This is a genomic window from Diaphorobacter sp. LI3 (genome assembly GCF_022807955.1).
In the GTDB taxonomy this organism is placed as follows: Bacteria; Pseudomonadota; Gammaproteobacteria; order Burkholderiales; family Burkholderiaceae_C; genus Diaphorobacter; species Diaphorobacter nitroreducens.
Genome location: NZ_CP094346.1, coordinates 1261893 through 1275665 on the forward strand (window position 1 = coordinate 1261893; position 13773 = coordinate 1275665).

11 protein-coding genes are annotated in these 13773 nt (G+C 68.4%); 5 read left to right on the forward strand and 6 right to left on the reverse strand.

Annotated elements, in window-relative coordinates; all coding sequences use genetic code 11:
* Window positions 1-20: 20 nt before the first annotated feature.
* Entirely contained in the window at window positions 21-2171 is a 2151-nt protein-coding gene (locus MRB47_RS05890) for a PhoX family protein (protein WP_252102180.1), read from the forward strand.
* A 267-nt stretch (window positions 2172-2438) separates the two neighbouring features.
* Here MRB47_RS05890 and MRB47_RS05895 read toward each other — a convergent pair whose 3' ends face one another.
* From MRB47_RS05895 to MRB47_RS05910, 4 genes are all read right to left on the reverse strand, one after another.
* On the reverse strand, window positions 2439-3266 hold the full coding sequence (locus tag MRB47_RS05895) for a BPSS1780 family membrane protein (RefSeq protein ID WP_252102181.1): 828 nt from the start codon (window positions 3264-3266) through the stop codon (window positions 2439-2441).
* 150 nt (window positions 3267-3416) lie between these two features.
* Window positions 3417-4367, reverse strand: coding sequence for a homoserine kinase (locus MRB47_RS05900; protein WP_088886202.1), 951 nt, complete (start codon window positions 4365-4367; stop codon window positions 3417-3419).
* Window positions 4368-4458: 91 nt separating this feature from the next.
* Window positions 4459-4827: a DUF2782 domain-containing protein gene (locus MRB47_RS05905; protein ID WP_252102182.1), complete on the reverse strand. Its 369-nt coding sequence runs from the start codon at window positions 4825-4827 to the stop codon at window positions 4459-4461.
* Window positions 4828-4863: 36 nt separating this feature from the next.
* Window positions 4864-5280, reverse strand: coding sequence for a hypothetical protein (locus tag MRB47_RS05910; RefSeq protein WP_088886204.1), 417 nt, complete (start codon window positions 5278-5280; stop codon window positions 4864-4866).
* A gap of 142 nt (window positions 5281-5422) precedes the next feature.
* Between MRB47_RS05910 and polA the strand changes: the two genes are divergently transcribed.
* The 3 genes from polA to MRB47_RS05925 all read left to right on the forward strand — a co-directional run bounded on the left by polA (window position 5423) and on the right by MRB47_RS05925 (window position 10173).
* Window positions 5423-8191 (forward strand): DNA polymerase I, encoded by a 2769-nt coding sequence (gene polA, locus MRB47_RS05915; protein ID WP_252102183.1) that lies wholly within the window; start codon window positions 5423-5425, stop codon window positions 8189-8191.
* Window positions 8192-8332: 141 nt separating this feature from the next.
* Window positions 8333-9226 (forward strand): dienelactone hydrolase family protein, encoded by an 894-nt coding sequence (locus MRB47_RS05920; protein WP_011806435.1) that lies wholly within the window; start codon window positions 8333-8335, stop codon window positions 9224-9226.
* Between the two features lie 116 nt (window positions 9227-9342).
* The gene (locus MRB47_RS05925; protein ID WP_252102184.1) at window positions 9343-10173 is read left to right on the forward strand and encodes a ZIP family metal transporter; all 831 of its coding nucleotides are present in this window, start codon (window positions 9343-9345) and stop codon (window positions 10171-10173) included.
* Window positions 10174-10318: 145 nt separating this feature from the next.
* Here the strand turns inward: MRB47_RS05925 and MRB47_RS05930 are convergent, their stop codons facing one another.
* Window positions 10319-11071, reverse strand: coding sequence for a LytR/AlgR family response regulator transcription factor (locus MRB47_RS05930; protein WP_015914004.1), 753 nt, complete (start codon window positions 11069-11071; stop codon window positions 10319-10321).
* Between the two features lie 46 nt (window positions 11072-11117).
* The gene (locus MRB47_RS05935; RefSeq protein ID WP_011806432.1) at window positions 11118-12185 is read right to left on the reverse strand and encodes a sensor histidine kinase; all 1068 of its coding nucleotides are present in this window, start codon (window positions 12183-12185) and stop codon (window positions 11118-11120) included.
* 49 nt (window positions 12186-12234) lie between these two features.
* Between MRB47_RS05935 and argH the strand changes: the two genes are divergently transcribed.
* Complete coding sequence (gene argH, locus MRB47_RS05940) at window positions 12235-13695, forward strand: argininosuccinate lyase (protein ID WP_252102185.1); 1461 nt, start codon at window positions 12235-12237, stop codon at window positions 13693-13695.
* Window positions 13696-13773 lie beyond the last annotated feature (78 nt).

Below are 13773 nucleotides of genomic sequence, written 5' to 3' on the forward strand. Positions count from 1 at the left end.
ACTACCGAGTCCAACGACCCATGAACACCACGATCGTTTCCGAGTACGACGACAATGAAATCGTCAACCATTCGTCCAATCAGCACATCGACAGCGTCCTGGCCGCGCGCCTGAGCCGTCGCAGCGCCCTCAAGGGCGGTGTCGGCGCCACTACTGCGGCTCTGCTGGGCGGCGTGAGCCTGAGCGCCTGCGGCGGTGGCAGCGACGATGACGAAACTCCCGCACCCGAGCCGATCCGCCTCAACTTCAATGCCGTCGCCAAGAGCAACGCCGACCTGGTAATGGTACCCGAGGGTTACCAGGTCAGCATCCTGCACGCCCTGGGCGACCCGATCCACTATGGCGACGAGTCCTGGAAGGACGATGGCTCCGAGACGGCCGAGTCCTATGACCGCCGCATCGGCGACGGCCACGACGGCATGTACTACTTTGGCATGTCCGACGACGGCAAGTTCGACCCCAGCCGCTCCGACCGCGGCCTGCTGTGCGTGAACCATGAGTATGTGGTTGCGCCTTATGGTCTGCATCCCACGGGGCGCATCACGGTGGACGGCAAGCGCCCGGCCGAGCAGGTGGACAAGGAAATCCGCGCCCACGGTGCCAGCGTGGTGGAAGTCAAGCGCAAGAGCGGCAGCAACGAGATGGAGATGGTGCGCGGCTCCAAATACAACCGCCGCATCACCTCGGCTACGCCGATGGACTTTGGCGGCCCCGCCGCCGGCAACGCCAAGCTGTTCAACAAGCTCTCGCCGGACGGCAAGCAAGCCTTCGGGATGAACAACAACTGCGCCAACGGCTACACGCCCTGGGGCACCTACCTGACGTGCGAGGAGAACTTCCTGAACGTCATCGGCCGTGCCGCCGGCGACGACGCCCAACGCTCGGCCACCGAAATCGTGGCACTGAAGCGCTATGGCTTGCCCGAGAACCGCAAGAGCCCTTACCTCTGGGACACCGCCGAGGGCGAGCAGTACCAGCGCTGGAACAGCAAGGTGAGCGCCGCCAGCGCCGCTGAGGACTATCGCAACATTTTCAACACCTTCGGCTGGGTGGTGGAGATCGACCCCTTCCGCCCCGACAGCAAACCCGTCAAGCGCACGGCGCTGGGCCGCTTCAACCATGAAGGGGCCTGGCCGGCGCCCGCCAAGGCCGGCGAGCCGATCGTCATCTACTCTGGCGACGATGCGCGCAACGAGTACGTGTTCAAGTTCGTGTCCGATGCCAAGTGGGATCCGAAGGACATCAACGGCGGCGTGGCCGCCGGTGCCAAGTACCTGGACAAGGGCACGCTGTATGCTGCCAAGTTCAACAACGATGGCAGCGGCGAGTGGCTGGAACTGACGTTCGGCAAGAACGGCATCGACGCCACCAACGCGCTGTACCCGTTCGCCGACCAGGCCGATGTGGTCATGCATTGCCGCCTGGCGGCCGACGCCCGCGGCGCGACCAAGATGGACCGTCCCGAGTGGGGTGGCGTGAACCCGTTGAACAACGAGGTGTACATGACCATGACCAACAACTCGCAGCGCACGGCCGCCACGCTGAACGCCGCCAACCCGCGCGTGGGCAACACCAATGGCCACATCATCCGCTGGAAGGAAGAGGGCGGCCAGGCGGGTACCAAGTTCCAGTGGGACGTGTACCTGTTCGGCGCGCGCAGCGACAACAAGCAGAGCGAGAACCTGTCGGGCCTGACCGCCGTGAACGATTTCTCCAGCCCCGACGGCCTGCATTTCGACCAGCGCAGCGCCAATGCCGGCGGCCTGCTGTGGATCCAGACCGACGACGGTTCCTACACCGATGTGACCAACTGCATGATGCTGGCCGCCATTCCCGGCAAGGTCGGTGACGGCGGCAAGGTCACCACCAAGGAGGGCCAGGCCACGATCATGGGCTCCAAGCCCACCGAGGCCACGGTGCGCCGCTTCCTGGTCGGCCCGTTCGACTGCGAGATCACGGGCGTGGTGGTCACGCCCGACGGCAAGACGCTGTTCTTCAACGTGCAGCACCCGGGCGAGGACGCTGAGAAGGCCAACTTCGCCACCAGCACCTTCACCAGCTACTGGCCCGGCAACCAGCCTGGGATCACCAGCAGCCACAAGGGCCTCAAGCGTCCGCGCTCGGCCACCGTGGTGGTGACGCGCAAGGACGGCGGCACGATCGGTATCTAACCGGCTTGCACGGGAGCCGCCTCTCGCCTTGCGCGCAGGACGGCTCCGCGGCACTTCCAACCCGCCTCTGGCGGGTTTTTTCTTGCCTGTTCAGGGCGAGGGTGCGGGTGGAACCTTATTCGCTGAGGAGCAGTGCACCCCAAGCGCACTGTTTGGCTCGGGGCACGCCCGGGTGCGCCGAAGCGCGCGGGGACTCGGCCCGCTCCGTCGGAATATCTGGAAGCACGGGAACGGGCGGAGCGCCCCGACGACTCCGCTGGCGCAGCTTTATGAATCCTGCTCGGGTGACGCCGCAGCGGGCGAGTCGCCGTGGTCGTGGTGGGGCGCGTCGAAGCTGTCGCGGAACGTGAACACCACCGACGAGAAGAACATGGCGGCCAACATCATCGCCGTCGCCACCATGATGCCGCCGGCCATGCCGGCGCCCAGGCCGATGGCGCTCAGCATCGTGACCAGCAGGCTGATGACCACGCCTGCGCCGAGGAACACGCCCATCCACGACAGCCCATACACCGTGAAGGCCCCGAAGTTGCGCAGGCAGGCGACGATGCTGAAGAACAGCGCCTTCACGGGCGGCACGTTGTGCCAGTGCACCAGCCCAGGCGCGTGCCAGAACAGCAGCGACAGCGGCACGTACAGCAGCAGCGACAGCCACATGGCCGCCTGGAAGCTGCCCGACTCGGCCATCTCGCGCGTCAGCGGCTCGCCGCCCAGGTATACGCGTGCGAACTGCCCGCCGTCCACCAGGGCCGACAGCCCCATCAGGCCGAGGAAGCCCACGGCGTAGAGCGCGCCCAGGGTCAGCATGTGGTTCAGCCGCTGCTTGCCGGTGCGAAACGCCACCAGCAGCAGTGCGGGCGTGGGCACGCGGTCCTGGCTGGCCTCGGCCGCGGCCACCATCATGGCCAGCGTGGCCGAGGGCAGCAGGCCCAGCGCCACGGCGGGGCCGACCAGGGGCAGCATGGTGGCCAGCGACATCGCCGCCATGGTCATGAAAAACAGCGCGGCCAGCGCCATGGGCTGGCGCCAGAACACGCGAATGCCCAGGCGTACCCATTCCAGGCCCGCGCGCGCGGGGACGATGTGCAGTTTCATGGATTGGAAATCGAAGGTGGAGCGCCGCGGCAGCGGTGCGGGCGCATGGGGGAATTTACCCCAGTTGCCGCTGCACAGGCCGCAGCGGTGGATGAAACCAACGGTTATGTGTGGAGTGGCTGTTGCGGGGCGCGCGGCGCACCATGGCGGCTACAGAGTCACCGGATGGGCCGCTCGCTGGCGCAGCACGCGCTCAAAGTGTGTGGGGTCGTGGGGCTTGAGCATGGCGGCCTCGCGCGGCAGGTAGAAGTCCCACAGGCGCGAGATCCAGAAGCGCAGCGCCCCGGCGCGCAGCATGGCGGGCAGCAGGGCGCGTTCATGCGCGGTGAGCGGGCGCACGGCCTGGTAGGCGTCGATCATGGCCTGGGCGCGCGGTGCGGCGTGCGCGCCGGTGGGCAGGTCGATACACCAGTCGTTCAGGCACACGGCCAGGTCGAAGAGGAAGGTGTCTACGCCCGCGAAATAGAAGTCGAAGAGGCCCGTGAGTTCCTCGCCTTCGAACATCACGTTGTCGCGGAACAGATCGGCATGGATGGGGCCGCGCGGCAGCGCCGCGTAGGCGCTGGAGGCCGCCACATGGTTCTGGTAGGCCAGTTCGGACTGCAGCAGCGCCGCCGGCTCGGCGCCGATGTGCGGCAGTACCACCGGCACGGTCTCGTTCCACCAGGGCAGGCCGCGCAGGTTGGGCTGCTGGCGTTCATAGCCGCTTGCGGCCAGGTGCATGCGCGCCAGCATGGTGCCCACGGCCGCGCAGTGCGCTTCCTGGGGGCTGAGCTGGCTCTTGCCGCGCAGCTTGGTGGCCAGCGCAGCGGGCTTGCCGCACACCTGGTGCAGGATCTCGCCATGCTTGTCGGCCTGCGGGTCTGGCACGGGGATGCCCGCGTGCGCCAGATGCTTCATCAGGTGCAGGTAGAAAGGCAACTGCTCTGCGGTGAGGCGCTCGAACAGCGTGAGTACGTACTCGCCCTGCTCGCAGGTGACGAAGTAGTTGGTGTTCTCGATGCCGCCCTCGATGCCGCGCAGCTCAAGCAGCTTGCCCAGCTGCAGCCGGCGCAGCAATTCGCGCGCCTCTTTGGTGGAGACTTCGGTGAAAACGGCCATCGGTCAGTACGTCAGTGCACTCGGCGTGCTGAAAAAAGCGGGGGAAGGAGCGGGCGACACGGGCCGCCCAGGAATGCCGCGCTGGCAGCGGTCAGAAATTGCGCAAGTTCCACACGCGCGGTGCGGTCACGGTGTCCGACTCGTTGAAGTTGCCGGGGCGTGCGCGGGCTCCGTCGTTGGAGCGCACTTCGTACGCGGGCAGCGGCGTGCCGGTCTTGGGTTGCACGGTGATGCTCTGCGTCTGCCCGCCCACGCGCAACTCTTGCACGCGGCTGCCGGCGTCCTCCACCACGATGTGCTCTACGCGCTGGTTGTGGCGCCCTTCAGTCTGCTGCTCTCTTTCCAATAGCTGGCCGCGCCCGTCCGTCCTGGGCTGAATGGCATTTTGGCTTGCATTCTGAGCCAGGGCGGGAGCACTGGCCAGGGCCAGCAGCAGGAAGGTGGAGTGGAGAGCGCGCATGGCGCGATTGTAGGCGCCGTGCGCCGGCATGCGCGCTCAGCGCTGCGGCGGGCAGGTGCTGGCGCTGCAGGCCTGCGTGTACTTGCCGATGAAGGTGCGGAAGTTCTTGCCGAGCTTGCCCATCTCCTCGCACACGTCGCCGCGCGCATCGAAGGCAAAGCCCTGCGTGCCGGCGGCGTTGAACAGCTCCACGCGCGTGAGGCCCAGGCGCGCGAACTGCGCAGGGTCGTGCCACTGCTGCGCGCAGATGTTGTGGAAGACGAAGGTGTTGTACACCAGCTCGGTGACCTCGGGCTTGTTCATCTGCGCGCGCAGCACGCCGCCGTCAAACTGTGCGGCACTGATGCCGTGCAGCGACTTCTGCATCGAAGGCGGCACGTTCTTGAAGTCCGGGTTGGCCCACGCCAGGGTGGTGGTGGCGCAGGCGACGAGTGCGAGCAGGTGGTGTTTCATGGGGCAGCCTTGGGGAGAGGGGAGGGCGCGGCGCACCGCCGGGCCATGGCGACGGATTGTGCCGCTTTCCACTGCACCTGCCCGTGCGCGGGGTGCTGATTGCGATGGCGGCCACGGCCGATGAGCGTGGGAGAATTCACCGATGACACGCCCCAAGACCCTGGTGCTGGTGGATGGCTCCAGCTACCTGTACCGCGCATTCCATGCCATGCCCGACCTGCGCGCCGTGCCGGGCGATCCCGCCAGCGCCCCCACGGGGGCCATCCGCGGCATGATCAACATGCTGCAGGCGCTCAAGAAAGAAGTCCCGGCCGACTACGCCGCCTGCGTTTTCGATGCCAGCGGCCCCACTTTTCGCGATGCGCTGTACCCCGAGTACAAGCAGCACCGCGCGCCCATGCCCGATGACCTGCGTGCGCAGATCGAGCCCATCCACGAGGTGGTGCGGCTGCTGGGCTGGCCGGTGCTGTGTATCCCCGGCGTGGAGGCCGACGACGTGATCGGCACGCTGGCTGCTACCGCGGCCGGCCAGGGCATGCAGGTGGTGATCTCCAGCGGCGACAAGGACCTGAGCCAGCTGGTGAACGAACACATCACCATCATCGACACCATGAACGGCAAGAAGCGGGACGTGGCCGGCGTGACCGCCGAGTTCGGCGTGCCCCCGACGCTCATGGTGGACTACCAGGCCCTGGTGGGCGATGCCGTGGACAACGTGCCCGGCGTGCCCAAGGTCGGCCCCAAGACCGCCGCCAAATGGCTCACGGAATACGGTTCGCTGGATGCGCTGCTGGCCAACGCGGGCGCCATCAAGGGCGTGGCCGGCGAGAACCTGCGCGGGGCGCTGGACTGGCTGCCCACCGCGCGCACGCTGGTCACCATCAAGACCGACTGCGACCTGGCGGGCCACCTCGATGGTCTGCCTGCTATCGATGCGATAGCTGTTGGCGCTGAGCAGGCGGACGCGTTGCGCGATTTTTATCAAAAGTATGGCTTCAAGAGCCTGGCACGCGCGCTGCCGTCCGCGGTGGTGCCGGATGCTGGCGCCAGCGGAGACCTCTTCGCCACGCCCGACGCCAGCGCCGTCGCCGTGCAGGCGCAGCAGCGCGAGGTGACCTACGACACCATCCTCACCTGGGAGCAGCTCGACGGCTGGCTCGCGCGCCTGAAGGCCGCGCCGCTGGCGGCGCTGGACACCGAGACCACGTCGCTGGACGAGTTGCGCGCCGAGATCGTGGGCGTGTCCTTCAGCGTCGAGCCCGGAGCCGCCGCTTACATTCCGCTGGCGCACAACGGCCCTGACGCGCCGCCGCAGCTGCCCTTGGCCGAGGTGCTGGAGCGCCTGCGCCCCTGGCTGGAAGATCCGGCCTGCCCCAAGCTGGGCCAGCATGTGAAGTACGACCGACATGTGTTCGCCAACCATGGCATCCAGGTGCGCGGCTATGCGCACGACACCATGCTGCAAAGCTACGTGCTGGAAGTGCACAAGCCCCATGGCCTGACCAGCCTGGCCGAGCGCCACACGGGCCGCACCGGCATCAGCTACGAAGACCTGTGTGGCAAGGGGGCCAAGCAGATCCCGTTTGCACAGGTCCCGGTGGACAAGGCTGCGGCCTACTCGTGCGAGGACTCCGACCAGACGCTGGATGTGCACCGCGTGCTATGGCCCCAGCTGCAGGCCGACGACAAGCTGCGCGGCATCTACGAGCTGGAGATGGCCTGCAGCGAGACCTTGTTTCGCATCGAGCGCAATGGCGTGCTGATCGACGCGGGCAAGCTGGCCGCCCAGAGCCACGCGCTGGGCCAGCGCATCCTGCAGCTGGAGCAGGAGGCGTACGCCATCGCCGGCCAGCCCTTCAACCTGGGCTCGCCCAAGCAATTGGGTGAAATCTTCTTCGACAAGCTGGGCATGCCCGTGGTGAAGAAGACCGCCACCGGCGCGCGCAGCACCGACGAAGAGGTGCTGGAGAAGCTGGCCGAGGACTACCCGCTGCCCGCCAAACTGCTGGAACACCGCAGCCTGTGCAAGCTCAAGGGCACCTACACCGACAAACTCAGCACGCTGGCGGACCCGCGCACCGGCCGCGTCCACACCCACTACGCGCAGGCCGTGGCCGTCACCGGGCGGCTGTCCAGCAACGAGCCCAACCTGCAGAACATCCCCATTCGCACGCCGGAGGGCCGGCGCGTGCGCGAGGCCTTCGTGGCACCCGCGGGCCGCGTGATTGCCAGTGCCGACTACAGCCAGATTGAGCTGCGCATCATGGCGCACATCAGCGGCGACGAGGCGCTGCTGCACGCCTTCCGCGAGGGCCTGGACGTGCACCGCGCCACGGCGGCCGAGGTGTTCGGCGTGGCGCTGGACCAGGTGAGCAGCGAGCAGCGCCGCTACGCCAAGGTCATCAACTTCGGCCTGATCTACGGCATGAGCAGTTTCGGCCTGGCCAAGAACCTGGGCATCGAGACCAAGGCCGCCGCCGCCTATATCGACCGCTACTTCCAGCGCTACCCCGGCGTGAAGCAGTACATGGAAGAGACCAAGGCCCAGGCCAAGGCGCGCGGCTACGTGGAGACGGTGTTCGGCCGGCGCCTGTACCTGCCGGAGATCAACTCGCCCAACGGCCCGCGCCGCGGCGCGGCCGAGCGCGCCGCCATCAACGCGCCCATGCAGGGCACGGCGGCCGACCTCATCAAGAAGGCCATGGTGGCCGTGCAGGGCGAGCTGGACGCGCGCAAGCCCGAGGTGCTCATGATCATGCAGGTGCACGACGAACTGGTGTTCGAGCTGCCCGAGGGCGAGGTGGACTGGCTGCGCCGTGAGATCCCGCGCCTGATGGCCGGCGTGGCCGAGCTGCAGGTACCGCTGCTGGCCGAAGTGGGCGTGGGGCCCGACTGGGACAAGGCGCACTGATAGCGCTTGTCGCCCGGTGGCGCGGGCGGGTCGCATGCGCAAAACGGCCATTGCCGCTACATTGGCACGCCATGCCTCCTGGCCAGCGCCGAGGGGCGTCCGTCCCCCAACCCTTGCCACCCTTTGCCAGGAGCCTCCGTCATGCACAGCGATCTCCAGAACGACTTCGATGCACTCGTCCCCGGCCGTAGCACGGCAGCGGGCGCCAGCCGCCGCACCGCGCTGGGCGTCATGCTGGGGGCCGGCTATGCCGCCGCGGCCGCGCCGGTGATGGCGCAGACAGCGGTCTCCACCCCGGCCGACGGGCTCACGGCGGGGGAGGTGCACTTTGCGGTGAACGGCTTTGACGTGCGCGCCTACCGCGCGGCGCCGCAGGGCAAGACGGGGCTGCCCGTGGTGCTGGTGATTTCAGAGATCTTCGGCGTGCACGAATACATTGCCGACGTTTGCCGCCGCCTGGCGCACGAGGGCTACCTTGCCGTTGCCCCCGACCTGTTCGCGCGCCAGGGCGACCCGCGCGCCTACAGTGAAGTCGCCAAGCTCATGAGCGAACTGGTGTCCAAGGTGCCCGATGCCCAGGTCATGGCCGACCTGGACGGCGCCGTGCAATGGGCCGGAGCCCATGGCGGTGACCTCCAGCGCGTGGGCATCACCGGCTTTTGCTGGGGCGGCCGCATCACCTGGCTCTACGCCGCGCATGGCCCGGTGAAGGCCGGGGTGGCCTGGTATGGCCGTCTGGTGGGGCAGGCCAGTGCCCTGAATCCCAAGCACCCCGTGGACCTGGCGCCCATCCTCAAGGCACCCGTGCTGGGTCTGTATGGCGAAAAAGATGCCGGCATACCTCTTGACACGATTGATAAGATGAAAAGCGCCCTGTCAGAAGGGTCTGCCGCAGCGAAAGCCTCGCGGTTCGTGGTCTACCCGGACGCGCCGCATGCCTTCCATGCCGACTACCGCCCGAGCTTTCGCAAGGAAGCCGCGCAGGACGGCTGGAAGCGCACGCTGGCCTGGTTCAAGCAGCACGGCGTGGCGTGAGCCGCGGCAGCCAGCACGCACACAAGCCCTTCGGGGCTTTTTTTGATGGCGCGGAGAGTTTGGTTTTGAATGAATGAAATTGGCACCTAGGCCAATAAGAGAAAGCGCAAGCAGCTATGACATTAATAGCGATCATCCTGGCCACGTTGGCCGCGGGCATTGGCAGTGTGTGGGTGGCGGCGGCGCTGCTGCGCCTGGGCATGGGCACGCGCCGGCGCGTGGGGCCGCACCACCTGCTGAGCCTGGCCGCGGGCGCGCTGCTGGCGACCGCCTTCATGCATCTGCTGCCCGAGGCGTTCGAGAGCCAGGCCAGTGCGCACGACCTGTTTGCCACGCTGCTGCTGGGGCTGGTGTTCTTCTTCCTGCTGGACAAGGCCGAGCTGTGGCACCACGGCCATGAGCACAGCCCGTCCGAGCGGCACATCCATGGCCAGGGCCACCACGACCACCACCCTGACCACGCGCACGACCATCACCATGGCCCGGGCCAGCACGGGCATGGCGGCTGGGCGCTGCTGACCGGCGACAGCGTGCACTGCTTTGGCGATGGGGTGCTGATCGCCTCGGCCTTCATGGCGGACATGCGGCTGGGCGTGGTGGCCGCGCTGTCGGTGCTGGCGCACGAGGTGCCGCACCATATCGGCGACCTAGTGGTGCTGCGCCACAGCACCCGCCACCGCAACGCGGCGCTGCTCAAGGTCTCGCTGGCGGGCGCGCTGACGGCGCTGGGCGGCCTCGTGGGCTACTACCTGGTGGGGCTGTGGGACGGCGGGCTGCCGTATTTCCTGGCCATCGCCTCCAGCAGCTTCGTGTACGTGGCGCTGGCCGACCTGATCCCGCAGCTGCAAAAACGCCTCTCGGCCGCGCAGACGCTGGCGCAGATCGCCTGGCTGGCGGCCGGCATCGCGGTGGTGACCTTTGTGAGCGGGCTGGCGCACGCGCATTGAGCACGGCAGGGCGTTCGCCGGTGTGCGCGCCGCGCATGCCTGCCCGGGGAGGACCGCGGCGCCAGTCCAAGGGCCGGCGGCCGCGCAGAGGGTGCAGGCGTTTAGAGGGTGCGGGCGTGTGGGCGCCTGGAACGCCGCAGCCGTATCAACCCGTGGCCAGCGCCTCGCGCACCCCGGCCACCTGGCGGCGCGAGACCGGCAGGGGCTCGGTGAGCCCGTGCAGGCGCACGGCCCAGCCTTCGCCCTCCTCGGCGTCGTAATAGCGCTCCAGCGCGCGCATGGCGCGGCGGGCCACCAGCGTGCTGCGGTGCACGCGCAGAAAGTGGCCCGCGTGGCGCGCCTCCAGGTCGGACAGCGCGCTGTCGATGACGAAGCTGCGCGTGAGGGTGCGCACCGTCACGTATTTCTGCTCGGCTCGCAGGAATAGCACGTCGTCCAGCGGCACGCGCTCGGTGCGCCCGCGCTCCTGGATCAGCAGCACCTCGCAGCTGGGTGCCGGCAGCGGCGAGCGCGTGGGAGCGGCGCTGGGGGCGGCGGCGCGCTGCGCCTTGGCCAGTGCCTGCTGCAGGCGCTGCAGGCGCACGGGCTTGGTCAGGTAGTCCACGGCATCCAGTTCGAAGGCCGACAGCGCATGGTCCGCGTGGGCGGTCACGAACACGATGGCCGGCGGGTGCGGCAGGCGCTGGATGTGGTGCGCCAGTCCCAGGCCGTCCTGGCCGGGCATGTGGATGTCCAGCAGCACCACGTCCACCGCGCGGCCGCCGCTGGCCTCCAGCTGTGCCAGCGCGTCCGCGGCGTGCGCGGCCTCCGTCACGCTGTGGCGGGGGTCGCAGTCGGCCAGCAGCGTGCGCAGGCGGCTGCGGGCCAGGAGTTCGTCGTCCACGATCAGGATGTGCATGGGGCGTCGACTGTAGTGGATGTGGCGTGCCGCGTGGCCCGGGGATTCAGGGTGCGGGCAGCGAGATGCGCACCTGGTACAGGCCGCCCTGTACGCCGGCGCTGAAGTCGCAGTCCACGTCGTGCAGCAGGCGCAGGCGGTCGCGCACGTTCGCCTGGGCGATGCCGTGGCCGCGCGGCGCGTCCTCGGCCGTGGGGCGATCGGTGGGCAGGGTGTTGGTGATGGTCAGCACCACGCGGCCGCCGCGCCGCTCGGTGGCGATGCGCAGCTTGCCCCCGCGCGCGCTGGGCTCCACGCCGTGCTTGACCGCGTTTTCCACCAGCGGCTGCAGCAAGAGCGGCGGCAGGCGCGCGGCGTTGGCGCGCGCATCCAGCACCCATTGCACGCGCATGCGTTCGCCAAAGCGCACCTGCTCGATGTCCAGGTAGCGGCGCGCCAGCACGATCTCTTCCTCCAGCGTGGCGGACTCGCCCTGCTCCACCAGGGCGTGGCGGAACAGGTCGCTCAGGTCTTCCAGCAGCGCCTCGGCCTTGGCGGGTTCGTCGCGCACCAGGGCGATGGCGCTGTTGAGCGTGTTGAACAGGAAGTGTGGACGGATGCGCGCCTGCAACTCGGTCAGGCGCGCGGTGGTGGCGGCGGGCGTGCGGGCGCGGGCGCGCATTCTCAGCGCGGTGACCAGCAGCGCCGCCAGCAGCGCGCCGCTGGCGGCGCTGGCCAGCCACGGTGGCGGGGCGCCCGCGGGGCCGCTGGCCAGGGCCAGCATGGCGCAGGCCAGCAGGCCGGCCAGTGCGCCCAGCAGCACGCCGGCGGCGTACTGCAGCGGCTCCTGCAGGCGCTGCAGCGCCGTCTTGAGGCTGCAGGCCGTGATCAGCCAGGCGAGGGTGGCCGGCAGCGCGCCGCCCGTGAGCAACGCCAGGCGCGCCAGCCATTCCGCCAGGCTGCCCGCGCCGAACAAGGCGCCCACGCCCAGCACCAGTTCCACGAACAGCACGGCGCGCAGCACCACGCCCACCTGGCAGGCGTCGAACACCAGCGCGCGGCCGCGTACCGCACTGCGCGGTGCGGCTTCGGGCAGGGCGGCGGGGCGGGTCGATAAAATTTGCGTCTCTTGCATTGCGGCATCCGGGCGTTCCGGGTGTCGAAACCCCCGGATTATTGCCCCCATGTCCTCTTCTTCCGCCTCGCAACCGTCCCACGACCAGCTCGCCACCAAGGCCCAGGCCTGGTCGGCCTTGTTCTCCGAGCCCATGAGCGATCTGGTCAAGCGCTATACGTCGAGCGTGTTCTTCGACAAGCGCCTGTGGCAGGCCGACATCGCGGGCAGCCTGGCCCATGCCGAGATGCTGGCCGCGCAGGGCATCATCAGCGCGCAGGACCACGCCGACATTCAGAAGGGCATGGCCCAGATCACGCAGGAGATCGCGTCCGGCGCGTTCGAGTGGAAGCTGGACCTGGAGGACGTGCACCTGAACATCGAGGCGCGCCTGACCCAGCTGGTGGGCGACGCCGGCAAGCGCCTGCACACCGGCCGCAGCCGCAACGACCAGGTGGCCACCGACGTGCGCCTGTGGCTGCGCGGCGAGATCGACCTGATCGAGGGCCTGCTGAGCGAGCTGCAGCTGTCGCTGGTCGAGGTGGCCGAGCAGAACGTCGAGGTGATCCTGCCCGGCTTCACCCACCTGCAGGTGGCGCAGCCCGTGAGCTTTGCGCACCACCTGCTGGCTTACGTGGAGATGTTTGCACGCGATGCCGAGCGCATGCGCGACGTGCGCCGCCGCGTGAACGTGCTGCCGCTGGGCTCCGCCGCGCTGGCCGGCACCACCTACCCGCTGGACCGCGAGCGCGTGGCCAAGACGCTGGGCATGGAGGGCGTGTGCCAGAACAGCCTGGACGGCGTGAGCGACCGCGACTTCGCCATCGAGTTCACGGCCGCCGCCAGCCTGTGCATGGTGCACGTGAGCCGCATGTCCGAAGAACTCATCATCTGGATGAGCCAGAACTTCGGCTTCATCAAGATCGCCGACCGCTTCACCACCGGCTCGTCGATCATGCCGCAGAAGAAGAACCCCGACGTGCCGGAGCTGGCGCGCGGCAAGACCGGCCGCGTGGTGGGCCACCTGATGGGCCTGATCACGCTGATGAAGGGCCAGCCCCTGGCCTACAACAAGGACAACCAGGAAGACAAGGAGCCGCTGTTCGACACAGTGGACACGCTGAAAGACACGCTGCGCATCTTCGCCGAGATGATCGGCGGCCAGATGAACCCCGCCACCGGCTGCAAGGACGGCGGCATCACCGTGAACGCCGAGGCCATGCGCGCCGCGGCGCTCAAGGGCTACGCCACGGCGACCGACCTGGCTGACTACCTCGTCAAGAAGGGCCTGCCGTTCCGCGACGCGCACGAGACCGTGGCCCACGCGGTGAAGGCCGCGGTGTCGCACAGCGTGGACCTGTCGGAGCTGCCGCTGGCCGTTCTGCAGGGCTTTCACCCGGCGATCGAGAAGGACGTGTTCGATGCCCTGAGCCTGCAGGGCTCGCTGAACGCGCGCAACACCCTGGGCGGCACCGCGCCCGCGCAGGTGCGCACGCAGCTGGCGCGCCACCGTGCGCGGCTGTCCGCCTGATTGCTCATCAAAAATAGGAGCTGTCAGCGCTTGATGTAAGCGGTTTTCAGTATGTTTTGATGCTGAACCGCTTTACTG

Bases quoted from the DNA above. Each gene is read 5' to 3' on its own strand.
- MRB47_RS05905 (WP_252102182.1), bottom strand. From the start codon at position 4,827: ATGCGCGCTCTCCACTCCACCTTCCTGCTGCTGGCCCTGGCCAGTGCT.
- polA (WP_252102183.1), top strand. From the start codon at position 5,423: ATGACACGCCCCAAGACCCTGGTGCTGGTGGATGGCTCCAGCTACCTG.
- MRB47_RS05895 (WP_252102181.1), bottom strand. From the start codon at position 3,266: ATGAAACTGCACATCGTCCCCGCGCGCGCGGGCCTGGAATGGGTACGC.
- MRB47_RS05935 (WP_011806432.1), bottom strand. From the start codon at position 12,185: ATGCAAGAGACGCAAATTTTATCGACCCGCCCCGCCGCCCTGCCCGAA.
- MRB47_RS05910 (WP_088886204.1), bottom strand. From the start codon at position 5,280: ATGAAACACCACCTGCTCGCACTCGTCGCCTGCGCCACCACCACCCTG.
- MRB47_RS05890 (WP_252102180.1), top strand. From the start codon at position 21: ATGAACACCACGATCGTTTCCGAGTACGACGACAATGAAATCGTCAAC.
- MRB47_RS05920 (WP_011806435.1), top strand. From the start codon at position 8,333: ATGCACAGCGATCTCCAGAACGACTTCGATGCACTCGTCCCCGGCCGT.
- MRB47_RS05925 (WP_252102184.1), top strand. From the start codon at position 9,343: ATGACATTAATAGCGATCATCCTGGCCACGTTGGCCGCGGGCATTGGC.
- MRB47_RS05900 (WP_088886202.1), bottom strand. From the start codon at position 4,367: ATGGCCGTTTTCACCGAAGTCTCCACCAAAGAGGCGCGCGAATTGCTG.
- argH (WP_252102185.1), top strand. From the start codon at position 12,235: ATGTCCTCTTCTTCCGCCTCGCAACCGTCCCACGACCAGCTCGCCACC.
- MRB47_RS05930 (WP_015914004.1), bottom strand. From the start codon at position 11,071: ATGCACATCCTGATCGTGGACGACGAACTCCTGGCCCGCAGCCGCCTG.